Source organism: Bacillus sp. JK74, from assembly GCF_053663395.1.
This window is the reverse complement of the sequence record NZ_JBSJQB010000002.1, coordinates 396,776-419,992: the sequence shown is the minus strand read 5'-3', so window position 1 is coordinate 419,992 and position 23,217 is coordinate 396,776. Positions and strand designations below refer to the sequence as shown.

The window sequence follows — 23,217 nt, the reverse complement described above, 5'->3', positions numbered from 1 at the left end:
TCATATAATAGGAAAAAGAACGGGCAAAGGGCGTGATACGGATGATCAGCATATCTGAATTTCAAATAAAAGATGTGGTAAACGTGTCGAACGGAAAAAAACTCGGAAGCATCGGGGATATTGATATTAACGTGACAACGGGAAAAATTCAGGCGATTATTTTAGGCGGCAGCGGAAAAGTTCTCGGTTTTTTCGGAAAAGAAGAGGAAATGATCATTCCTTGGCGAAATATAGTTAAAATTGGGGAAGATGTCATCTTAGTGCGTGTAAATGAACCAAAGGGGGGAGCGTAATCCTCCCTTTACTTGTAAAAAGCCGGAAATCTCAATGTTTCCGGCACATTTATTTATCTCATTTTTCAATCAGCCGCTAAACGTATGCTTAAAATTGTGTTAAAATGAGTGGGAAATTACGCTTTTTTAATGTTTGTCGAAAGGTTGGATCTCCATGAATACATATCACCCGTTTAGTCTTACCACCCCCTCGGCACTCATGATAGAAGACTGGAACTGTGTGAATCAGCTTAACACAAAGGTCATCGCCGGATTCACAACGAAAAACGGCGGTGTCAGCAATCCTCCGTATGAGTCATTAAATACCGGATTGCACGTCCGGGACGAAGCTCATGATGTTGTGACAAACCGTGAAGTCATAGCGTCCTTATGCGGTACTGATCTGGATTCCTGGGTGTTTGCCGACCAGACACATGAAAACCGCGTCCGGCGCGTGACAGCCGGGGATAAAGGAAAAGGAGCGAGAGACTATTCTTCCGCATTCCGCGGGACGGACGGGCTCTACACGAAAGATGCGAATCTTTTTTTGGCCCTTTGTTTTGCGGACTGTGTGCCCTTGTATTTTTATGACCCGGTGAAATCCATTATCGGCGCTGCCCATGCCGGATGGAAGGGGACGGTCAAACAAATCGGACGCATCATGACGGAACGCTGGGTAAACGAAGAAGGCTCCCGTTTAACAGATATTCAGGCTGTCATCGGTCCGTCCATCAGCGCGGGAAGCTATACAGTCGACGACCGCGTCATCAATGAAGTGCGGGCGCTGCCCTTTACGGCTGAATCCGCCATATGCGAAACGGAAAAAGGCCAGTATCAGCTTGATTTAAAAGAGGTCAACCGTCTTCTTCTGATACATTGCGGCATTCCGGAAGAAAACATTTCAGTCAGCGGTCTATGCACCGAACGAGAGCATGAACTATTCTTTTCACACCGCCGCGACAAAGGGAAAACGGGACGCATGATGTCCTTTATCGGAATGAAGGAGGCATAAGATCTTGCGTGTTGCTGATCAATTACGACATATAAACGAAAGAATAAACGAAGCATGTAACAGATCGGGCCGAAGCCCCGAAGATGTAACCGTCATCGCGGTTACAAAATACGTATCAGCTGAAAGGGCTCAAGAGGCCGTTGATGCCGGTATTACAAGTCTGGGAGAAAACCGGGATGCCGAGCTTATCCATAAGCAGGAAGTCGTCAAAGGAAGCCCGGAGTGGCACTTTATCGGCAGTCTTCAGTCCAGAAAGGTGAAGGCCGTCGTTGACCGTGTATCTTATATTCATTCCTTAGACAGACTGTCATTGGCAAAAGAGATTGAAAAACGGGCGCAGCATGCGGTTCGCTGTTTTGTGCAGGTGAATACTTCGCTTGAACCGTCTAAGCACGGTTTGAAAACAGAGGAGGTCATCCCCTTTATCAGAGAGCTTGCTGAGTTTAGAAACATTTCTGTAGAGGGCCTGATGACGATGGCTCCCCTGACAGACGATACAGAAACGATCAGAGCCTGCTTCCGGCAATTGCGTGATCTGAGGGATCAGGTGCAAAAACTGAATCAGACAAACGCACCGTGCCGGGAACTGTCAATGGGCATGTCAAATGATTATGAAATCGCTGTTGAAGAGGGCGCAACTTTTATCAGAATCGGCTCTTCATTAGTCGGAAATGAACCGGGGGGTGTAAACAAATGAGCATGAAAAATAAACTGAAAAACTTTTTCTCAATGGATGAGGAGGAGTATGAGTACGAATACATTGAAACGGAGCAGGATCATCAGGAAGAGCATGAACAGCAGAAAGATAAACAGCCTGCTTACGCTCAGAAGCCGCAGGGCAAGCAGAACGTAGTAAGCTTGCAAAGTGTTCAGAAATCCTCTAAAGTGGTGTTGAGTGAACCGCGTGTATATGCGGAAGCGCAGGAAATTGCCGATCATTTAAAGAACAGGCGGGCGGTTGTCGTCAATCTGCAGCGCATCCAGCATGATCAGGCGAAAAGAATCGTCGACTTTTTAAGCGGTACCGTCTACGCCATCGGCGGCGACATTCAGAGAATCGGTTCAGATATTTTTCTGTGCACGCCTGATAATGTCGACGTTTCCGGCACGATTTCGGAGCTTATAAATGAAGACGAACATCAGAGGTGGTAAAGCAGGATGATTCTTTATCAAATTTTTTCCGTTCTGAGTTATTTAATTTACATCTACTCGTTTGCCCTGATCATCTATATCTTTATGTCATGGGTGCCGAGTACGAGAGAAACGGCGGTCGGACGATTTCTCGCAGCGATTTGCGAACCGTATTTAGAGCCGTTCAGAAGGATCATTCCGCCCATTGCCATGCTGGATATATCCCCGATTGTAGCGATTATCGTGCTTCGGTTTGCCACGACGGGGCTTTGGGGCCTATACCGCATGATCGCAATGTATACTTGAATGCGACAGTTTGATACGGGCTTGGCACCAGCCAAGCCTCTTTACATAGAAAGGAAAGAACATGAGCGATATTTACCAGCACTTCAGACAAGACGAGCGGCCTTTTATTGATCAGGTGCTTGAATGGAAACAGATTGTCCTGGACCAGTATCGGATGAAGCTGACTGATTTCTTAGATCCCAGGGAACAGGTGATTGTAAAAGCCGTTATCGGCGACGCCTGCGGTCTTGCGTTTTTCGGAGGATATGACAGAGCTGAGCGCAAACGCGCGATTTTATACCCTGAATATATGGAACCTGAACAGGATGATTTTGAGCTCCGTGCTTTTGACGTCCAATACGCTGAAAAATTCGTCAGCATTGACCACCGCTCTCTTCTCGGATCATTAATGGGGATCGGCTTAAAGCGGCAGAAATACGGCGATCTGATTTTCTCAGAGGAAGCCGTGCAGCTCATCGTCTCCGGTGAAATCGCCGATTTTGTCAGCACTCAGCTGACCAAGGCGGGCAAAGCGCCGGTAAAGCTTGAGAGAATCGAGCTTTCCGCTCTTCACATTCCCGCTTCAGATGTCGAAATAAGGGATGACACGGTTTCTTCATTGCGTCTCGACGCCGTCTGCGCCTCAATGAGCAGGCAATCCCGGCAGAAAGCGCAGGCGCTTGTGAAAAACGGGCTCGTTAAGGTGAATTGGAAAGCTATTGAAGATCCGTCTTATCAGGTTGCTGAAGGGGACATGCTCTCGATTCGCGGCTTCGGACGATGCAGTTTGGCAAAAGTTGACGGAAAAACGAAAAAAGACAAATGGAAAGTTACATTTGAACGGCAAAAATGAGTCGTTTTTTCAGTTTTTTTCTCCATCTGTGCCGTATTTGTTTTATAATGTGAACTAGATAACCGTACTGAAATGTAAAAATGGAGGTGGCAATATGCCATTAACGCCGAATGATATCCATAACAAAACGTTTACAAAAGGTTTTCGCGGATATGATGAAGATGAAGTAAATGAATTTTTAATGCAGGTCAGAAAAGATTACGAAATCGCACTCCGTAAAAAAACGGAGCTTGAGGCGAAAGTGAACGAGCTGGACGAAAAAATCGGCCACTTTGCCAATATCGAAGAAACGCTGAATAAATCAATTCTCGTAGCCCAGGAAGCCGCAGAAGACGTAAAGCGCAACTCGCAGAAAGAAGCGAAGCTGATCGTCCGTGAAGCAGAAAAAAATGCCGATCGCATCATCAATGAGTCGCTTTCCAAATCAAGAAAAATCGCAATGGAAATTGAAGAGCTGAAAAAACAGTCTAAAGTCTTCAGAACACGTTTCCAAATGCTGATTGAAGCGCAGCTCGACCTGCTGAAGAACGATGATTGGGATCATCTGTTGGAATACGAAGTCGACGCGGTATTTGAGGAAAAAGAATAATTTTCAGATTTTCTTGACATTCTCCGGCCCGTTCGAATATAATACGTTCATAAATTCAGATGAAAAGACGATTGAAAGGGACCGGCATGACTCAAAACAGGCTATAAAGCGAACCGGGGAAGGTGTAAGCCCGGGATGGCCGGAATCATGCAGATCAGCCCTTTAGTTTCCTTTCTGAACCGAGAGTAGGAAAGGACGTTCCATCACGTTACGATGTTCGAGAGGAAAAGGCGGATGATCCGTTTTTTCTAAAAGGGTGGTACCGCGAGATAAGCTTTCTCGTCCCTTATGGGATGAGAGGGCTTTTTTTATTTTCTGAAAAATGTTGTGGAGGAATGAAAATGGATTACAAAGATACGCTGTTAATGCCGAAAACAGATTTTCCGATGCGGGGAAATCTGCCGAATCGTGAGCCGGACATGCAAAAAGACTGGGAGGAGCAGGATATTTACCGTCTTGTTCAAGAACGGACGAAAGACCGCCCGAAATTCGTGCTGCATGACGGACCTCCTTATGCAAACGGAGACATCCACATGGGCCATGCCCTGAACAAAATCCTGAAAGACTTCATCGTCCGCTATAAATCAATGAGCGGCTACAACGCACCGTACGTGCCGGGATGGGATACGCACGGACTGCCGATTGAAACGGCGCTGACGAAAAACAAAAAAGTAAACCGGAAAGAAATGTCCGTCGCTGATTTCCGCAAGCTTTGCGAAGATTATGCATGGCAGCAGATCGAAAGACAGCGCGAACAATTCAAGCGTCTCGGCGTCAGAGGCGATTGGGAAAACCCGTATGTTACGCTTCAGCCTGAATTTGAAGCGCAGCAGATCCGCGTTTTCGGCGAGATGGCGAAAAGAGGCTATATTTATAAAGGTCTGAAGCCGGTCAACTGGTCGCCTTCAAGTGAATCTGCCTTAGCAGAAGCGGAAATTGAATATCAGGACAAACGTTCCGCGTCTATTTATGTTGCGTTTAAGGTGAAAGACGGTAAAGGCGTTCTGGAAAACGGAGAAAGCTTCATCATCTGGACGACGACGCCATGGACGATGCCTGCCAACCTCGGAATTTCCGTTCATCCTGATCTTGAATACAATGTCATCAAGGTTGGAGACAAGCGTTATGTAGTGGCGGCTGAACTGATCGAAAATGTAGCGGAGGCATGCGGCTTTGAAAATCCTGAAGTTGTCGCATCATATAAAGGCAGAGAATTAGAATACATCACTGCAGAACATCCGCTGTACGGCAGAGATTCACTCGTCATGCTCGGTGACCACGTCACAACCGATGCCGGAACAGGCTGTGTTCATACTGCCCCGGGCCACGGGGAAGATGACTTTATCGTCGGCCAAAAGTACGGCTTAGAAGTACTGTGCCCCGTTGATGAAAAAGGAAACATGACCGACGAAGCGCCGGGCTTTGAAGGAATGTTTTACGATAAAGCCAATAAACCGATCACGGAGAAGCTTGAAGAAAACGGCGCGCTCTTGAAACTCGAGTTTATTACACACTCCTATCCGCATGACTGGAGAACGAAAAAACCGACCATCTTCAGAGCGACAGCGCAATGGTTTGCGTCAATTAAAGATTTCAGATCCGATCTGCTTGATGCCATCAAACAAACGAAGTGGGTGCCGGAGTGGGGCGAACAGCGCCTTTACAACATGGTTCGCGACCGCGGTGACTGGTGTATCTCAAGGCAGCGCGTGTGGGGTGTTCCGATCCCGGTATTTTATGCAGAAAACGGTGAGCCGATCATCACTGACGAAACGATTGAACATGTGTCTGAGCTGTTCAAACAGCACGGCTCAAACGTCTGGTTTGAAAGAGAGGCAAAAGACCTCCTGCCGGAAGGATTTACACATCCGGGAAGCCCGAACGGAATCTTCACGAAAGAGCAAGACATTATGGATGTATGGTTTGATTCGGGTTCTTCCCATCAGGCCGTTCTTGAAGAACGAGATGATCTTGTCCGTCCGGCTGATTTATACCTTGAAGGCTCTGACCAATACCGCGGCTGGTTTAACTCATCTCTTTCCACCGCTGTTGCAGTCACCGGCAAAGCGCCGTATAAAGGCGTATTAAGCCACGGATTTACACTTGATGCAAACGGCCGTAAAATGAGTAAATCACTCGGCAATACGATTGACCCGACAAAAATCGCAAAACAGCTTGGAGCTGAAATTCTGCGTTTATGGGTATCTTCCGTAAACTATCAGGCCGATCACCCGGTTTCTGAAGATATTCTGAAGCAGGTCGCGGAAGTATACCGGAAAGTCCGCAACACGTTCCGCTTCCTTCACGGCAACCTGTTCGATTTCGATCCAAGCGTCAATGCCGTGGATGTAAAAGATCTCCGCGAAGTGGATCAATATATGCTGATCAAGCTGAATAAGCTGATCGACAAGGTGAAAAAAGCGTACGATGAATACGAATTTGCGGTTGTTTATCACAGCATTCACAATTTCTGTACGATCGAGCTCAGCTCATTCTATCTTGATTTTGCAAAAGATGTTGTGTACATCGAGTATGCGGATCATCCGGACCGCCGCAGCATGCAGACCGTCTTTTATGAAACGCTGCTGGCATTAGTGAAGCTGACGGCGCCGATTCTCCCGCACACGGCGGATGAAATGTGGTCTCATTTATCATTTGTTGAAGAAGCGAGCGTGCAGCTGACAGATATGCCGGAAACCATTGCTGTTCCGGACAGTCAAGCGACAGAAGAAAAATTCGACCGCTTCATGGAGCTTCGAAACGACGTGCTGAAAGCTTTGGAAACAGCCCGTAACGAAAAAATTATCGGAAGATCATTGGAAGCGAGCCTGACTTTGTATCCGAACAAAGAAAACCGCGACCTCTTGTCATCCATTAAAGAAAACATCGCGCAGCTGTTTATCGTCTCAGAACTGACAGTAAAAGACGAAAGTGAAGCGCCGGAAAACGCGCAAAGCTTCACAACAGGAAAAATGACCGTAGAAAAAGCGGAAGGCCAGATGTGTGAGCGTTCCCGCGTAATTTCTAAAGATGTCGGAGCCAATCCGAAATATCCGACATTATCACTGCGCAATGCGGAAATCGTTGAAAAATATTATCAAAAATAATAAATGAGAAAGCGCCCGGTGTCAGCCGGGCGCTTTTTTACATGCCAGCAATGTCATCGATTAGAACGGCAGGAAAATTCTTATGGGCTTCAAATGGCGCTCTGAGGGCAACAATAAAGCTATAACATCAAGAGCAGGAGTTGTGATGAATGAATGATCAACTGACCGCAATCCACACGGAGCTTCTCATGATGAAAGAAGAACTTCAATCAAGATTATTCGAATATTCTTGCTTTCAAATGTCAGCATCTGTTGAACCTTCAATGAACTACCAAGAAGCAACTCTGATCTATCATATAAAAGAAGAACTTCAGGATGTTCTTCTTGCCCTGTCTAAGTTTGAAAACAATACGTACGGTTATTGTGAAAAAACAGGCGCCCCCATTCCGATTGAAAAACTTGCGGTGCTGCCGACGGCCAGAACCGCTGATGATTTTTATTATCCCGCTCAATTTGAAAAGAAAACCCTTCCATATTGGGAACCCGGAGATTATGCATATGATCAGGCGCTGTATGAGTGACAGCGTCTGTTTGTATACGCTTATGATCTGCCTTTACTCTGGCATCTTTTACTGATAAAATTCATAAAGGATAAAAGTAACTGTATACTGGAGGAACGTGTGTGCTTTATTATCTTATCGCTCTTTTTATTATTATTGCCGACCAATTGACCAAATGGCTTGTCGTCAGCCATATGGAATTGGGACAAAGCATACCTGTCATCGACCAGGTGCTTTATATCACATCTCATCGCAACACGGGAGCGGCGTGGGGGATTTTAGCCGGCCAAATGTGGTTTTTCTACGTCATTACCATCGCCGTGATTATCGGAATCGTTTATTACATACAGCGTTATGCAAAAGGGCAGATGTTACTCGGAATTTCTCTCGGCTTAATGCTGGGAGGTGCGGCCGGAAACTTTATTGACCGGGCGGCGCGCCAGGAAGTGGTGGATTTTATTCATGTCATCATCGTGGATTATCACTATCCGATTTTTAATATCGCGGACTCCTCACTGTGCGTCGGTGTAATACTTTTATTTATTCATATGCTGTTTGACAGCGGGAAAAAGAAGGAGCAATAACATGAATCAATTTGAGATAACCGTTCAGCCTGAACAAAAGAGCGAACGGATTGATAAATTTTTGGCTTCAACGGGAGAAAACTGGTCACGCACTCAAGTGCAGCAATGGGTAAAAGAGGGACTGGTATCCGTTAACGGCAAATCCGTAAAAGCGAATTATAAAATGCAGCCCGGCGATCAGGTAAACGTCACCATTCCTGAACCGGAAGAATTGGACGTGCTTGCAGAGCCGATGGATTTGGACATTTACTATGAAGACCAGGATGTCTTGGTTGTGAACAAACCGCGGGGCATGGTCGTACACCCGGCGCCCGGCCATGTGACAGGGACGCTCGTAAACGGACTGATGGCTCACTGCAATGATCTTTCAGGCATTAACGGCGTCATGCGCCCGGGAATCGTCCACCGGATTGATAAAGATACCTCCGGCCTGTTAATGGTCGCTAAAAACGATATGGCGCATGAATCACTCGTTAATCAGCTCGTCAATAAAACCGTGACGAGAAAGTACACAGCGGTTGTCCACGGGTTGATTTCACATGATGACGGAACGATTGACGCTCCGATCGGAAGAGATAAGAAAGACCGTCAAAGCATGACCGTAACAAGAGAAAGCAGCAAAAACGCCGTCACGCATTTCCACGTGCTTGAGCGGTTTCAAGACTTCACGCTCGTAGAGTGCCGTCTTGAAACCGGAAGAACGCATCAGATCCGTGTTCATATGAAATATATCGGATTTCCTTTGGCAGGCGACCCGAAGTACGGACCGAGAAAAACCATTGATTTCAACGGTCAGGCGCTTCATGCCGGAATATTAGGTTTTGACCATCCGCGGACGGGCGAATACATGGAGTTTGAAGCGCCCCTTCCTGAAGATATGAAAAAACTCATTGAACATTTGAGAAATAGCCATTGACAGCGAGTTTCTTTTCTGGAATAATAAAAACAAGCTGAATAGATTCTTTAACACAGTCCAGAGAGGCTGAGAAGGATAACGGATAGGACAGAAAAGATACATGTGTGTCTTCGTCCTGGAAAGGAACCCCTCTATGCTCTGGCAGGAGGGGTTTTTTCTTCTTATATACGAATGGAGAGGTGTCACGAGTGAATCAAAAAGCTGTTATTCTCGACGAACAGGCGATCAGGCGGGCGCTGACAAGGATAGCCCATGAAATGATCGAACGGAATAAAGGAATGAATGACTGCATTCTTGTAGGGATTAAAACAAGAGGTATTTATTTAGCGAAGCGGCTGGCCGAGCGGATCGAACAGATTGAAGGAAATCCGGTCACCGTCGGGGAAATCGATATCACCCTTTACCGTGACGATCTCACAAAAAAAACGAGCAATGAAGAGCCGCTTGTAAAAGGCGCGGACATTCCGGCCGATATCACAGACCAAAAGGTCATTGTGGTTGATGATGTGCTTTATACCGGCCGGACGGTGAGAGCTGCGATGGATGCTCTCGTTGATGTCGGGCGGCCGTCATCGATACAGCTTGCCGTGCTTGTCGACAGAGGACACCGGGAGCTGCCGATCAGAGCGGACTATATCGGGAAAAACATTCCGACCTCAAAAGCTGAAAAAGTGATGGTTCAGCTGAGCGAAGTTGATCAGACTGATATGGTCGCCATTTACGAAAATGAATAATCACCCTTTTTAAATGCATTCCAGAGAGTTTGCAAAGAGGATTTTAAAACACAAAGCCGGGCGGATCGACGCGGCCGGGCTTTGTATGCCTCTTTGCGCAAAAAGCAAAGAGGTTTTTTTATACCATTTGAAAGTCAACCGGGAGGAAAACGCCATGAGTAAGAAAAAAGTAAACCTGGGAGTCAGGGACGTCCCCAATCCATTGTCCTGGCTGTCATTCAGCCTGCAGCATTTATTCGCCATGTTCGGTTCAACTATACTCGTGCCGAAACTGGTCGGAATGAGCCCGGCAGTGGCGCTTGTCACGAGCGGAATCGGGACACTCGCCTATCTCTTGGTGACAAAAGGCCAGATTCCCGCTTATCTCGGCTCATCATTCGCCTTTATATCACCGATTATCTTGGTGAAGGCGACGGGAGGGCCGGGGGCTGCCATGGTCGGCGCTTTCCTGGCGGGAATTGTGTATGGCCTGATCGCGCTTCTCATCAGGCAGCTTGGAACGGGGTGGCTGATGAAGCTGCTGCCCCCCGTGGTCGTCGGGCCGGTCATCATCGTCATCGGCCTCGGACTGGCAAGCACAGCCGTCAATATGGCAATGTATGCTGATCCGAATGCGAAGGAACTCGTCTACAGCCTGAAACATTTCAGTGTAGCCGGCGTCACTTTGGCCATCACCATTATCTGCGCCATCTTTTTACGGGGATTTTTAAGCTTGATTCCGGTATTGATCGGCATTATAGGCGGATATCTGTTTGCGCTGACACAGGGCATCGTCAATTTTCAGCCGGTCATTGATGCAAAATGGTTCGCCGTTCCTGAATTTATCATCCCTTTCAAAGACTACACGCCGTCAGTGACATTGGGCATTGCCGCTGCGATGGTGCCGGTCGCTTTCGTGACGATGTCAGAACATATCGGCCACCAAATGGTGCTGAGTAAAGTTGTCGGACAGGATTTCATTAAAAAGCCGGGACTGCACCGCTCCATAATGGGGGACAGCGTAGCGACGATTATCGCTTCGTTAATCGGCGGCCCGCCGACGACAACATACGGCGAAAACATCGGTGTCCTGGCAATTACGAGAGTTTTCAGCGTCTTTGTCATCGGCGGCGCGGGAGTGATTGCGCTGTGCTTCGGATTTATCGGCAAAGTTTCAGCGCTGATCAGCTCTGTTCCGTCCGCGGTTATGGGAGGCGTTTCCTTCCTGCTCTTCGGAATCATCGCCTCCAGCGGCTTAAGAATGCTGATTGACAACAACATTGATTATGAAAACAAGCGAAATTTAATTATCACATCCGTCATCCTCGTGATCGGCGTCGGAGGGGCTTTTATTCAAGTATCAAAAGGCGGGTTCCAAATATCCGGCATGGCGCTTGCGGCAATCGTCGGAGTCATCCTGAACCTTATCCTGCCGCATGCAAATGAAGAAGACGCGATTGCATCAGAAAAACAAAATCATATGTAAACCTTTTAAAGAAAGTCCAGAGAGGCTTGGAAGGGTTATAACGGGAAGAAGCTGTACGGCTCTTCTCTCTTTAACCGCACCCCGAGTCTATAGACCGGGGTGTTTTTTACGGCCTTCAAGCGGAAACGGAGGAGAAAAAACATGAATCATTTAACGGCGATGTCTGAACTGAGCGCGGCTGAAATTACAGAACTGCTGCGAGAGGCAAAAGCGATAAAAGAGGGTGCAGTCCGTCCCGATCTCGCGGGAAAATTCGTTGCGAATCTGTTTTTTGAACCGAGCACGAGAACGCGGTTCAGCTTTGAAGTGGCGGAAAAGAAACTCGGGATGAACGTGCTCAGCTTAGACGGCACGAGCACAAGCGTTCAAAAAGGCGAGTCCTTATACGACACGGTCAAAACACTGGAATCAATCGGAGCGGATGCCTGCGTCATCAGGCACAGCACGGATGAATATTACAAAGATCTGACCGGCAGAGTCAATATTCCGATCTTAAACGCCGGCGACGGCTGCGGCCAGCACCCGACTCAGTCATTGCTCGATTTAATGACGATTCAAGAGGAATTTGAGACCTTTCAGGGCCTGACGGTTTCCATTCATGGCGATATCAAACACAGCAGGGTGGCAAGGTCAAATGCCGAGGTGCTGACAAGGCTCGGCGCACGTGTGCTGTTTTCTGGTCCGCCGCAGTGGCAGGATGAGAAAAACGCCTTCGGCACCTGTGTTCAGACGGATGAAGCCATACAAGCTTCAGATGTCGTCATGCTGCTCCGCATCCAAAATGAAAGGCATCAGACAGAAGCCGACCAAAAAGGCTACCTGGAAGCATACGGGCTGACCGCAAAGCGGGCGGAGAGCATGAAGCGGCATGCCATCATCATGCATCCCGCACCGGTGAACAGAGGAGTCGAAATTGACACAACATTAGTGGAATGCGGAAAATCAAGAATCTTTAAACAAATGGAAAATGGTGTGTATATCAGAATGGCAGTCTTAAAAAGAGCACTGCAAACCAATGTGAAAAGGGGAGAAGCGGCTTATGTCTTATCTCATTAAAAACGGCTGGATGTTAAATGAACAGGGAGAAAAAGCGGCACAGGATATCCGGGTAACGGGTGAATTCATTTCGGAAACCGGGCTTCTGACAGCGAAAGACGGAGAAACGGTGATCGACGCTGAGGGACTGTTCGTTTCACCTGGGCTCGTAGACCTTCATGTCCACTTCAGAGAACCGGGCGGCGAGAAAAAAGAAACCATTGAGACGGGCTCTAAAGCCGCGGCGCGCGGCGGTTTTACCACAGTCGCAGCCATGCCGAATACAAGACCGGTGCCGGATACGAAAGAGCAGATGGAATGGCTGCAAAACAGGATCAAAGAAACCTCATCTGTCAGGGTCCTTCCTTACGCATCGATTACGATCAGACAAACCGGCGAAGAGATGACAGATTTTGAGGCGCTTCATGAAGCGGGCGCATTCGCCTTCACCGATGACGGCGTCGGAGTTCAGACGGCCGGAATGATGTATGAAGCCATGAAACGGGCGGCTTCAATAAATAAAGCGATTGTCGCTCATTGTGAGGATAACTCGCTTATTTACGGCGGAAGCGTGCATGAAGGATCTTTTTCAAAAGCGAACGGCCTGAACGGCATACCTTCCATTTGTGAAGCGGTACATATCGCCCGTGACGTCCTGCTGGCGGAAGCGGCGGGCTGCCATTACCATGTGTGTCATATCAGCACGAAAGAATCCGTCAGAGCCGTAAGAGACGCAAAAAAAGCGGGCATCCGCGTGACGGCGGAAGTATCGCCGCACCACCTGCTGCTTTGTGACGAAGATATCCCGGGACTTGATACCAATTTTAAGATGAATCCGCCGCTTCGCAGCAAAGAGGACAGAGAGGCGCTGATTGAAGGGCTTTTAGACGGCACGATTGATTTCATCGCCACTGACCATGCGCCGCATACAGAAGAAGAGAAAAACACGGACATGAAGCTTGCGCCTTTCGGTATCGTCGGGTTAGAAACTGCCTTTCCGCTTCTGTACACACATTTTGTGAAAAACGGGACGTGGACGCTGAAGCAGCTGGTTGATTTCATGACGGTAAAACCTTGCGAGGCATTCGGTCTTCCGTACGGAACGCTTGCACCGGGGGCGCCGGCTGACATCACCCTGATTGATCTGGACAAAGAAGCGGCCATTGACAAAGATACATTTTTATCTAAAGGAAAAAATACGCCATTCAACAAGATGAAGTGCTTCGGCTGGCCTGTTGCAACGATGGCTGCCGGTAAGCTTGCATACGAAGAAGGGAGACTCGTCAAATGAAAAGAAGACTAGTGCTGGAAAATGGAGCGGTATTTGAGGGTGAAGCATTCGGGAGCCTGGAGCATACCGCGGGTGAAGTCGTATTCAACACGGGAATGACCGGTTATCAGGAAATTTTATCAGACCCTTCTTACTGCGGGCAGATCGTGACGCTGACGTATCCGCTGATCGGCAACTACGGAATTAACAGAGATGACTTTGAATCTATCACTCCTTTTGTAAAAGGGCTGATCGTAAAAGAACTGTGCGAGCTGCCTTCCAACTGGCGCTCGGCTTACACGCTTGATGAGTATCTGAAAATGAAAAATATCCCCGGCTTACAAGGGATCGACACGCGAAAACTCACCAGAATGATCCGCACGGCCGGGGCATTAAAAGGAACGTTTGCTTCAAGTGAGGAGAATGTCGGAGAGGTTCTTGCAAGGCTGAAAGAAACGGAACTGCCGAGAAATCAAGTCGCTCAAGTATCGGCGAAAACGGCATATCCGAGTCCGGGCCGCGGCAAACGCATCGTGCTCGTCGATTTCGGTATGAAGCACGGCATCTTAAGAGAGTTAAACAAAAGAAAATGCGATGTCATCGTTGTACCGTACAATGTAACGGCGGAAGAAGTGCTTCAGCTCAAGCCGGACGGCATCATGCTTTCTAACGGACCCGGAGATCCGAAAGATGTGCCGGAAGCCATTGAAATGATAAAAGGCATACTCGGGAAGGTGCCGTTATTCGGAATCTGTCTCGGCCATCAATTATTTGCGCTGGCATCGGGAGCGGAAACGGAAAAAATGAAATTCGGACACAGGGGTTCCAATCATCCGGTTAAAGAGCTTGCGACAGGGAAAGTCGCTTTAACAGCCCAAAACCACGGATATACGGTTTCTTCAATAGATGAGACAGAGCTTGAAGTGACGCACATTGCGATCAATGATCAAACGATCGAAGGACTCAAGCATAAAACATTGCCGGCATTTACGGTTCAGTACCACCCTGAAGCTTCACCGGGACCGGAAGACGCCAATCACTTATTTGACAGATTCATTGACTTGATCGAAACAACTGAGAAAGAAGGGGAAGCGGTATGCCAAAACGCGTAGATATTAAAAAGATTTTAGTGATCGGATCAGGCCCGATTATTATCGGACAGGCGGCGGAATTTGATTATGCGGGCACACAGGCGTGTCTCGCTTTAAAGGAAGAAGGCTATGAAGTCATTCTCGTCAACTCGAATCCGGCAACGATTATGACGGATACGGAAATGGCTGATCGGGTATACATAGAACCGCTGACGCCGGAGTTTCTCACGCGTATTATCAGAAAAGAACGGCCGGACGCCATCCTGCCGACTCTGGGAGGACAGACCGGACTGAATCTTGCCGTCGAGCTGTCTGAACTCGGGGTTCTTGAGGAATGCGGAGTGGAAGTGCTCGGCACAAAGCTGTCCGCCATCCAGCAGGCTGAAGACCGCGACTTATTCCGTACGCTGATGAATGAGCTGAATGAACCGGTGCCGGAAAGTGAGATCATCCGCACTTTACAGGAAGCCGAGGAATTTGTCGGCCGGATCGGGTTTCCGGTTATCGTGCGCCCCGCTTACACATTAGGCGGAACGGGCGGCGGCATCTGCTCGAATGAAGCGGAACTGAAAGAGATCGTCGAAAACGGATTAAAGCTCAGCCCCGTCCATCAGTGCCTTCTGGAAAAAAGCATCGCCGGTTACAAAGAGATCGAATATGAAGTCATGAGAGACAGCAGAGATCACGCGATCGTCGTCTGCAACATGGAAAATATCGATCCGGTCGGCATCCATACGGGCGACAGCATCGTCGTTGCCCCGAGCCAGACTTTGAGCGACCGGGAATATCAGCTTTTGCGCAATGTTTCATTAAAGCTGATCCGCGCGCTCGGCATTGAAGGCGGCTGTAATGTTCAGCTCGCGCTCGATCCCGACAGCTTCCAATATTACATTATCGAAGTGAATCCGCGGGTGAGCCGCTCATCTGCCCTCGCTTCAAAAGCGACGGGTTACCCGATCGCAAAGCTTGCGGCGAAAATCGCAGTCGGGCTTTCTCTTGATGAAATGATGAACCCCGTAACGGGAAAAACATATGCGGCTTTTGAGCCCGCGCTTGACTATGTCGTTTCTAAAATCCCGCGCTGGCCGTTCGACAAATTTGAGTCGGCAAACCGCAGGCTCGGGACGCAAATGAAAGCCACCGGAGAGGTCATGGCCATCGGACGCACCCTTGAAGAATCGCTGTTAAAGGCGGTCCGCTCACTGGAAGCCGATGTCTATCACCTGGAACTGAAGGATGCGGAAGAGATTTCTGACGGGCTTTTGGAAAAACGGATCAGAAAGGCCGGAGATGAACGGCTGTTTTATCTCGCAGAAGCGTTCAGAAGAGGCTACACAGTGGAGCAGCTTCATGAGTTTTCCGCAATTGACGTATTCTTTTTGCACAAGCTCTCTAAGCTGGTCGCTTTTGAAACCGAGCTGAAAGCGGAAAAAGGCAGCCTCGCCGTCCTGCAGACAGCGAAGGAACTCGGTTTCTCCGATAAATATATCAGCCGGGAATGGAATATGCCGGAACAAGAGCTGTATCAAATGCGAAAAGGAGCAGCCATCAAGCCTGTATATAAAATGGTGGATACATGCGCGGCGGAATTCGAATCAGAAACCCCGTACTTCTACAGCACATATGAGGAAGAAAACGAGTCTGAGGTAACATCAAGAAAAAGCGTCGTCGTCCTCGGCTCCGGCCCGATCCGCATCGGACAGGGCGTCGAATTTGACTATGCGACCGTTCATTCTGTCTGGGCCATCAAGCAGGCAGGCTATGAAGCGATTATTATCAACAACAACCCTGAGACGGTGTCCACTGATTTCAGCATATCAGACAAACTGTATTTTGAACCGCTGACGGTAGAAGATGTCATGCACATCATCGATTTGGAGCAGCCGGAAGGCGTTGTTGTCCAATTCGGCGGCCAGACGGCGATCAACCTTGCGGAAGAATTGAGCGCCCGCGGCGTCAAAATTCTCGGTACATCACTTGAAGATTTAGACCGTGCGGAAGACCGGGATAAGTTCGAGCAGGCGCTTGTGGCGCTGAATGTGCCGCAGCCGCTCGGAAAAACCGCCGTGTCGGTGAACGAAGCGGTCAAAATCGCTGCATCCATCGGCTATCCGGTACTTGTCCGCCCTTCGTATGTGCTCGGCGGCCGGGCGATGGAAATCGTCTATCACGAAGAAGAGCTGCTTCACTATATGAAAAATGCGGTCAAAATCAACCCGCAGCATCCGGTGTTAATCGACCGTTATCTGACGGGGAAAGAAATCGAAGTCGATGCCGTATCTGACGGCGAAACAGTCGTTATTCCGGGAATTATGGAGCATATCGAGCGGGCCGGCGTCCATTCAGGGGATTCAATCGCCGTCTATCCGCCTCAGTCTTTAAGCGGAGACATTAAGAAAAAAATCGAACAATACACTGTAGCCTTGGCAAAAGGCCTTAACATCATCGGATTGCTGAACATCCAGTTCGTACTGTCGCAAGGTGAGGTGTATGTGCTTGAGGTAAATCCGCGGTCAAGCAGAACCGTGCCGTTCTTAAGCAAAATCACTAAGATTCCGATGGCGAATCTGGCGACAAAGGTCATTCTCGGCCAAAAGCTTGCTGATTTCGGCTATCAAGAGGGGCTGCAGCCTGAACAGCAGGGGGTATTCGTGAAAGCGCCTGTCTTCTCATTCGCGAAGCTGAGAAGAGTGGATATTACGTTAGGCCCTGAAATGAAGTCGACGGGAGAGGTCATGGGCAAAGATTCAACCTTGGAAAAAGCGCTCTATAAAGCGCTGATTGCCTCTGGCATTCAAATCCCGAACTACGGCTCAGTGCTGTTGACCGTTGCTGATAAAGATAAAGAAGAAGGACTGCTGATCGCCAAGCGGTTCCACGCCATCGGCTATAAAATCTTGGCGACGGAAGGAACGGCGGCTTATTTGAAAGACGCTCAGATTCCGGCTCAAGTCGTCGGGAAAATCGGCGAAGAAGGGAAAAATCTGCTCGATGTGATCAGAAACGGCGAAGCGCAATTTGTCATCAATACGCTGACAAAGGGCAAACAGCCGGCCAGAGACGGCTTCAGAATCCGCCGCGAATCCGTTGAGAACGGAGTCGCCTGCCTGACATCTTTAGATACGGCCGAAGCCATTTTGCGGGTATTGGAAAGCATGACATTCCGGGCGGATCATATGCCTGCATCCGAAACCAATCAAAAGGCGGCAGTCACGATATGAAAAAAGCGCATTTGACTGTTCAATCCAACTTAGAAATTGCCGACCGGATTTATAAGATGGTGCTGAAAGGAGAGCTTGTCCGGCACCTTACCGAGCCGGGTCAATTTCTTCATCTGAAGGTGAGTGACGCGGTCACGCCGCTATTAAGAAGACCGCTCAGCATTGCGGACGTCAATTTCGCCGCAGATGAAGTATCCGTTATCTACCGAGCTGACGGTGAGGGAACGCGTCTTTTGTCCGGGAAAAAAGCGGGCGGCAGGATAGACGTTCTCGGCCCTCTCGGCAACGGATTTCCCGTCCGGCGGATTGAACCCGGCAAAACCGCTCTGTTAGTCGGAGGCGGAGTGGGGGTTCCGCCTTTGCAGGAACTGTCAAAGCGCCTGACGGAAAAAGGCGTAAACGTCATTCATGTGCTTGGATTTCAATCAGCAAAGGATGTTTTTTACGAACAGGAATGCCGTGCATACGGAGACACTTATGTGGCGACGGCTGACGGAACATATGGAGAGAAAGGATTTGTCACCGATGTCATCCGTGAAAAGCAGCTCGAATTCGATGTCCTGCTAAGCTGCGGACCAACACCGATGCTGAAAGCTCTGAAGCAGCAGTACGGCCATAAAGAGGTTTATCTTTCGATGGAAGAGCGGATGGGCTGCGGCATCGGGGCCTGCTTCGCCTGCGTGTGCCGCACGGGTGAAAGCGATACATCCTATGTAAAGGTCTGCCTGGACGGGCCTGTATTTAAAGCTGAGGAGGTGGCGCTGTAATGTTAGAGGTGAATCTGCCGGGTCTCCAATTGAAAAACCCGATCATCCCCGCTTCCGGATGTTTCGGTTTCGGGAAAGAATATGCCGGATTTTACGATTTATCATGCCTCGGAGGCATTATGATTAAAGCAACGACGAACGAAGCCCGCTTCGGAAATCCGACACCGAGAGTGGCGGAGACAAGCGCGGGAATGCTGAATGCCATCGGACTGCAAAATCCCGGCCTTGAGCATGTGCTCAATCATGAGCTGCCTTGGCTCGAACAATTTGACACGCCGATTATCGCAAATGTCGCCGGTTCTCAGGTGGACGACTATAAAGAAGTGGCCGAGCACATCAGCCAAGCGCCGAATGTGCATGCGCTTGAGCTTAACATTTCATGTCCGAATGTCAAAACGGGGGGGATTGCTTTTGGTACTGATCCCGTCATGGCGGCCGAACTGACAAAAGCGGTGAAAGAAGTTTCCGCAGTGCCTGTGTATGTGAAGCTTTCGCCTAATGTCGCAAACATAACCGAAATTGCCAAAGCGATTGAAGCGGCCGGTGCTGACGGTCTGACGATGATTAATACACTCATCGGGATGAGGCTCGATCTCAAGACCGGACGGCCGATTTTAGCAAATAAAACGGGCGGACTGTCAGGCCCGGCGATCAAACCGGTCGCCATCCGGATGGTATACGAAGTCAGCCAGGCCGTTCAAATTCCGATTATCGGGATGGGCGGCGTTCAGACTGCAGAGGATGCATTAGAATTTCTTCTTGCGGGAGCGAGTGCGGTTGCCGTCGGCACGGCGAACTTCGTCAATCCGTTCGTCTGCCCGGAAATCATAGAACAGCTCCCCCGTGTGCTGCGCCAACACGGCTTTCAATCTGTAAGTGAATGCATCGGAAGGAGCTGGAAACATGAAAAACAACCTGCCCATCATCGCGCTTGATTTTGCATCAGGGGAAGAGACTTTAACGTTTTTAGACTTGTTTGAAAAGGAAAGGCTTTTTGTCAAAACGGGGATGGAACTTTTTTATCAGGAAGGCCCCGCCATCATTCACCAATTAAAAGAGCGGAACTGTGATATATTTTTAGATTTAAAGCTTCATGATATCCCGACTACGGTCAATAAAGCGATGAAGCGGCTGGCCCGCCTCGGCGTTGATCTCGTCAATGTGCATGCGGCAGGGGGCGCACGCATGATGCGCGCGGCCCTTGAGGGGCTTGAAGAAGGCACGCCGGCAGGCAGAAAACGCCCGTCTTTAATCGCGGTGACTCAGCTGACCAGCACTTCAGAGCAGGTGGCGAAGGAAGAGCTTCTGCTGCAAAAGCCGCTGTTAGAAACGGTTGTGCACTACGGCAAAATGGCGGAAGAGTGCGGGCTGGACGGAGTGGTATGTTCGGTCCATGAAACAAAAGCCATTTATGAAGCGGTCCGGCCTTCATTTCTGACAGTCACGCCGGGCATCCGCACGGCCAGTGACGCAGCTGACGATCAAGTCCGGACGGCGACTCCGTCATTTGCGAAAGAAAACGGTTCGTCAGCCATCGTCGTGGGCCGCTCAATTACAAAAGCGGAAAACCCCGTTAAAGCATATGAAGCAATTAAACTGGAATGGGAGGGCGTTCGCCGATGAAACAGGCTATCGCAAAACATCTATTACACATTGAAGCTGTCTTTTTACGTCCGAATGAGCCGTTTACGTGGGCGAGCGGCATTTTATCACCGATCTATTGTGACAACCGTCTGACATTGTCGTATCCAAAAGTGAGAAATGATGTGGCGGACGGGCTCGGCAAACTGCTGAAGGAGCATTTCCCCGAGGCGGAGATGATCGCGGGCACTGCAACGGCGGGCATTCCGCATGCTGCGCTTCTCGCAGACCGTACAGGCGCGCCGATGTGCTACGTCAGAAGCAAACCGAAAGCGCACGGCAAAGGAAATCAAATAGAAGGCGCCATTAAGAAAGGACAAAAAACAGTCGTGATTGAAGACTTGATTTCTACCGGAGGCAGCGTGCTTGAAGCTGCGGCGGCCCTTCAAAGAGAGGGCGCGGAAGTCCTCGGCGTCATTTCCATTTTTACATACGGACTGCCGAAAGCAAAAGAAGCCTTTAAAAAAGCGGGTCTTCCTTATTACTCGTTAACAGATTATGACACGCTGATTGAAGTCGCGCTTGAAAACGGAACGATTCATTCAGCTGACATTGAAAAACTGAAATCATGGAAACTGAATCCCGAGTCAAAAGATTGGTTTAAAAAATAACGACAATAAAAACAGGCCTCAGGGCCTGTTTTATTATTCCTATCAAAAAACTCGGGTTGACTTCTGTTAGAATTGTGCTAAAATTTAGTACAAATCTAAAAAGCTTATCAAGAGCGGCTGAGGGACTGGACCGATGACGCCCGGCAACCTGCGTGTATTGCAAGGTGCCGCATCCAGAAAAATGCACAGCATTTTGAAGATAAGGGCTATACCGGGTCACTGTCTTTCATTCCGCTGGATTGAAAGTTTTTTATATAAAAAAAAGATTGAGGGATAAGACAACCGGCAGAGAACAACAGCTGTTTGATTGTCTCCGGGAGGAGGAAAGAAAAAATGCTAACGTATGACACATGGGAAGAGCCGGCGATTACATTTCCGGAAGACGATTCCTATAAAGGCGCGCTGTCCGTTTTAAAATGGGCATACGGCCACTACGGAGACCAGCTTGTTTACGCGTGCAGCTTCGGGATTGAGGGCATCGTCCTGATCGATTTAATTTCTAAAGTAAAGAAAGACGCGGAAATCGTGTTTCTCGATACGGGTCTTCACTTTAAAGAAACATATGAAACGATCGAAAAAGTGAAAGAACGTTACCCGGGGCTGAACATTATCCTGAAAAAGCCCAGCCTTACTCTTGAGGAACAGGCCGAGGCTCACGGAGATAAACTGTGGGAAAGAGAACCGAACCAGTGCTGCTACATCAGAAAAATTCTGCCGTTAAGAGAAGCACTCGCAGGGCATCCGGCATGGCTGTCCGGCCTTCGCCGGGATCAAGGGCCGAGCCGGGCGAATACGAATTTCCTGAATAAAGACGACAAGTTTCAATCGATTAAAGTATGCCCGCTGATCCATTGGACATGGAAAGACATCTGGAGATATACTTCCAAGCATGAGCTGGATTACAATATCCTCCATGATCAGGGGTATCCGAGCATCGGCTGTGAACCGTGCACTTCACCTGCGTTTACCGCGGAAGATTTGCGGAGCGGCAGATGGAACGGCATGGCGAAAACCGAATGCGGACTGCATGAATAAAGGAGCTGCCCGATGGAATTAGCCGCTATTTTATTCTGCCTGTTTTTTGCCATGAATATCGGAGCCAGCGGAGCCGCGGCATCAATGGGAGTCGCTTACGGGTCCGGCGCCGTTAAAAAGAAAACATATGCGCTGATCATCTGCGCGGCCGGAGTCCTGTCAGGGGCGGTTATCGGCGGCGGTGAAGTCGTTAAGACGATCAGTGGCGGAATCATTCCCGAACAAACCATTACGCTCACCATTGTCTGCATTATAATCGGAGCGGCGGCGCTATCGTTATTCACGGCGAATGTGCTCGGCATTCCGCTGTCGACGAGTGAGGTCACTGTCGGGGCGATTGTCGGTGTCGGCGTCGCGTACAAAGTATTGTTTTTACAGCATCTTTTGGTCATCGTGATTTTTTGGGTGCTCGTACCGTTCGTCGCGTTCTGTTTCACCTTTCTCGTATCGAAGGTATTCAGTTCTCTGAATATTCGAGTCATTTCGAAACGGAAACAGAAGATTTTAGGGATTGTGCTGCTTTTTGCGGGGTTTTGGGAAGCTTTTTCAGCCGGAATGAACAATGTCGCAAATGCGGTGGGCCCTTTGGTGGCTGCGGGCGTACTCAGCGTGTCAAAAGGAACGCTGTACGGAGGCATCTTTGTCGCTCTCGGCGCTCTGCTTTTAGGACGTAAAGTGCTTGAAACCAACGGGAAAAAGATTACGAGATTTTCAGCCGGAGAAGGCATACTGCTTTCAGGAACCGGCGCGGGGCTTGTCATTATCAGTTCCGTCTTCGGTCTGCCGGTCCCATTGGCGCAAGTCACATCATCATCAATTATCGGTATCGGAATGGCCAAAAACGGGCCGAACGTTTTTCATAAAGAAGTCGTGAAAACGATGCTCAAAGTTTGGGTCGTTTCGCCGTTTTTGTCACTGTCGATTTCGTATCTGCTTGTCTCCCTGCTGTTAAAAGGAGATTACTATTCCATCTTTATGATGGCCAGCGTGCTTTTGGCAGCTGGCGGAGCCGCCAGTCTGATGAAAGCCATCCGAAAAGAGAAACGCTCTGTCCATGAACAAGGCGGGGGCATTTAACTATTAATCTGAGTTTATTTA

The 23,217-nt window shown here is 48.9% G+C and carries 23 protein-coding genes and 1 riboswitch; all 23 genes read left to right on the top strand.

Annotation, left to right across the window (positions count from 1 at the left end; translation table 11 throughout):
• The first annotated feature begins 41 nt into the window (after nucleotides 1-41).
• The 23 genes from ACWJJ5_RS06635 (at nucleotide 42) to ACWJJ5_RS06525 (ending at nucleotide 23,196) form a co-directional block, all read left to right on the top strand.
• Nucleotides 42-293, top strand: coding sequence for a YlmC/YmxH family sporulation protein (locus tag ACWJJ5_RS06635; protein WP_003154415.1), 252 nt, complete (start codon nucleotides 42-44; stop codon nucleotides 291-293).
• A gap of 154 nt (nucleotides 294-447) precedes the next feature.
• Nucleotides 448-1,284: a peptidoglycan editing factor PgeF gene (gene pgeF, locus ACWJJ5_RS06630; protein ID WP_032868803.1), complete on the top strand. Its 837-nt coding sequence runs from the start codon at nucleotides 448-450 to the stop codon at nucleotides 1,282-1,284.
• Nucleotides 1,285-1,288: 4 nt separating this feature from the next.
• Nucleotides 1,289-1,981: a YggS family pyridoxal phosphate-dependent enzyme gene (locus tag ACWJJ5_RS06625; protein WP_070081795.1), complete on the top strand. Its 693-nt coding sequence runs from the start codon at nucleotides 1,289-1,291 to the stop codon at nucleotides 1,979-1,981.
• Nucleotides 1,978-2,436, top strand: coding sequence for a cell division protein SepF (sepF, locus tag ACWJJ5_RS06620; RefSeq protein WP_003154410.1), 459 nt, complete (start codon nucleotides 1,978-1,980; stop codon nucleotides 2,434-2,436). The genes ACWJJ5_RS06625 and sepF overlap by 4 nt, the downstream gene beginning before the upstream one ends.
• A gap of 6 nt (nucleotides 2,437-2,442) precedes the next feature.
• On the top strand, nucleotides 2,443-2,721 hold the full coding sequence (locus ACWJJ5_RS06615; protein ID WP_003154408.1) for a YggT family protein: 279 nt from the start codon (nucleotides 2,443-2,445) through the stop codon (nucleotides 2,719-2,721).
• A 61-nt stretch (nucleotides 2,722-2,782) separates the two neighbouring features.
• Nucleotides 2,783-3,553 carry a YlmH family RNA-binding protein gene (locus tag ACWJJ5_RS06610; RefSeq protein ID WP_070081796.1) on the top strand — a complete coding sequence of 257 codons (771 nt, stop codon included), beginning with the start codon at nucleotides 2,783-2,785 and terminating at the stop codon, nucleotides 3,551-3,553.
• A gap of 94 nt (nucleotides 3,554-3,647) precedes the next feature.
• Complete coding sequence (gene divIVA, locus ACWJJ5_RS06605) at nucleotides 3,648-4,142, top strand: septum site-determining protein DivIVA (protein WP_003154406.1); 495 nt, start codon at nucleotides 3,648-3,650, stop codon at nucleotides 4,140-4,142.
• Between the two features lie 341 nt (nucleotides 4,143-4,483).
• Nucleotides 4,484-7,249 (top strand): isoleucine--tRNA ligase, encoded by a 2,766-nt coding sequence (ileS, locus tag ACWJJ5_RS06600; protein WP_173612738.1) that lies wholly within the window; start codon nucleotides 4,484-4,486, stop codon nucleotides 7,247-7,249.
• A gap of 149 nt (nucleotides 7,250-7,398) precedes the next feature.
• Nucleotides 7,399-7,770: a TraR/DksA family transcriptional regulator gene (locus ACWJJ5_RS06595; RefSeq protein WP_173612739.1), complete on the top strand. Its 372-nt coding sequence runs from the start codon at nucleotides 7,399-7,401 to the stop codon at nucleotides 7,768-7,770.
• 101 nt (nucleotides 7,771-7,871) lie between these two features.
• The gene (gene lspA / locus ACWJJ5_RS06590; RefSeq protein ID WP_003154398.1) at nucleotides 7,872-8,333 is read left to right on the top strand and encodes a signal peptidase II; all 462 of its coding nucleotides are present in this window, start codon (nucleotides 7,872-7,874) and stop codon (nucleotides 8,331-8,333) included.
• Between the two features lies 1 nt (nucleotide 8,334).
• A complete protein-coding gene (locus ACWJJ5_RS06585; protein WP_003154395.1) occupies nucleotides 8,335-9,249 on the top strand; it encodes an RluA family pseudouridine synthase in 915 nt (304 codons plus the stop codon).
• Between the two features lie 188 nt (nucleotides 9,250-9,437).
• On the top strand, nucleotides 9,438-9,983 hold the full coding sequence (pyrR, locus tag ACWJJ5_RS06580) for a bifunctional pyrimidine operon transcriptional regulator/uracil phosphoribosyltransferase (RefSeq protein ID WP_003154392.1): 546 nt from the start codon (nucleotides 9,438-9,440) through the stop codon (nucleotides 9,981-9,983).
• Nucleotides 9,984-10,137: 154 nt separating this feature from the next.
• Nucleotides 10,138-11,448 (top strand): uracil permease PyrP, encoded by a 1,311-nt coding sequence (gene pyrP, locus ACWJJ5_RS06575; protein WP_007409727.1) that lies wholly within the window; start codon nucleotides 10,138-10,140, stop codon nucleotides 11,446-11,448.
• 141 nt (nucleotides 11,449-11,589) lie between these two features.
• On the top strand, nucleotides 11,590-12,504 hold the full coding sequence (locus ACWJJ5_RS06570) for an aspartate carbamoyltransferase catalytic subunit (RefSeq protein WP_070081798.1): 915 nt from the start codon (nucleotides 11,590-11,592) through the stop codon (nucleotides 12,502-12,504).
• Complete coding sequence (locus ACWJJ5_RS06565) at nucleotides 12,488-13,774, top strand: dihydroorotase (protein WP_102422458.1); 1,287 nt, start codon at nucleotides 12,488-12,490, stop codon at nucleotides 13,772-13,774. The genes ACWJJ5_RS06570 and ACWJJ5_RS06565 overlap by 17 nt, the downstream gene beginning before the upstream one ends.
• Nucleotides 13,771-14,865: a carbamoyl phosphate synthase small subunit gene (locus tag ACWJJ5_RS06560; RefSeq protein WP_007409730.1), complete on the top strand. Its 1,095-nt coding sequence runs from the start codon at nucleotides 13,771-13,773 to the stop codon at nucleotides 14,863-14,865. The genes ACWJJ5_RS06565 and ACWJJ5_RS06560 overlap by 4 nt, the downstream gene beginning before the upstream one ends.
• On the top strand, nucleotides 14,850-18,065 hold the full coding sequence (carB, locus tag ACWJJ5_RS06555) for a carbamoyl-phosphate synthase (glutamine-hydrolyzing) large subunit (protein WP_278071828.1): 3,216 nt from the start codon (nucleotides 14,850-14,852) through the stop codon (nucleotides 18,063-18,065). The genes ACWJJ5_RS06560 and carB overlap by 16 nt, the downstream gene beginning before the upstream one ends.
• Entirely contained in the window at nucleotides 18,062-18,832 is a 771-nt protein-coding gene (locus ACWJJ5_RS06550) for a dihydroorotate dehydrogenase electron transfer subunit (protein ID WP_128574594.1), read from the top strand. Before carB ends, ACWJJ5_RS06550 begins: the two co-directional genes overlap by 4 nt.
• Nucleotides 18,832-19,767, top strand: coding sequence for a dihydroorotate dehydrogenase (locus ACWJJ5_RS06545; RefSeq protein ID WP_003154377.1), 936 nt, complete (start codon nucleotides 18,832-18,834; stop codon nucleotides 19,765-19,767). Before ACWJJ5_RS06550 ends, ACWJJ5_RS06545 begins: the two co-directional genes overlap by 1 nt.
• Nucleotides 19,736-20,455: an orotidine-5'-phosphate decarboxylase gene (pyrF, locus tag ACWJJ5_RS06540; protein ID WP_102422461.1), complete on the top strand. Its 720-nt coding sequence runs from the start codon at nucleotides 19,736-19,738 to the stop codon at nucleotides 20,453-20,455. Before ACWJJ5_RS06545 ends, pyrF begins: the two co-directional genes overlap by 32 nt.
• Nucleotides 20,452-21,084 (top strand): orotate phosphoribosyltransferase, encoded by a 633-nt coding sequence (pyrE, locus tag ACWJJ5_RS06535; protein WP_007611309.1) that lies wholly within the window; start codon nucleotides 20,452-20,454, stop codon nucleotides 21,082-21,084. Before pyrF ends, pyrE begins: the two co-directional genes overlap by 4 nt.
• A 101-nt stretch (nucleotides 21,085-21,185) precedes the next feature.
• Nucleotides 21,186-21,290, top strand: a riboswitch (SAM riboswitch).
• A gap of 127 nt (nucleotides 21,291-21,417) precedes the next feature.
• Nucleotides 21,418-22,119 carry a phosphoadenylyl-sulfate reductase gene (locus tag ACWJJ5_RS06530; protein ID WP_003154369.1) on the top strand — a complete coding sequence of 234 codons (702 nt, stop codon included), beginning with the start codon at nucleotides 21,418-21,420 and terminating at the stop codon, nucleotides 22,117-22,119.
• A 12-nt stretch (nucleotides 22,120-22,131) separates the two neighbouring features.
• Nucleotides 22,132-23,196, top strand: a complete 1,065-nt coding sequence (locus ACWJJ5_RS06525; RefSeq protein WP_003154367.1) for an inorganic phosphate transporter — start codon at nucleotides 22,132-22,134, stop codon at nucleotides 23,194-23,196.
• The last annotated feature ends 21 nt before the right edge of the window (nucleotides 23,197-23,217 follow it).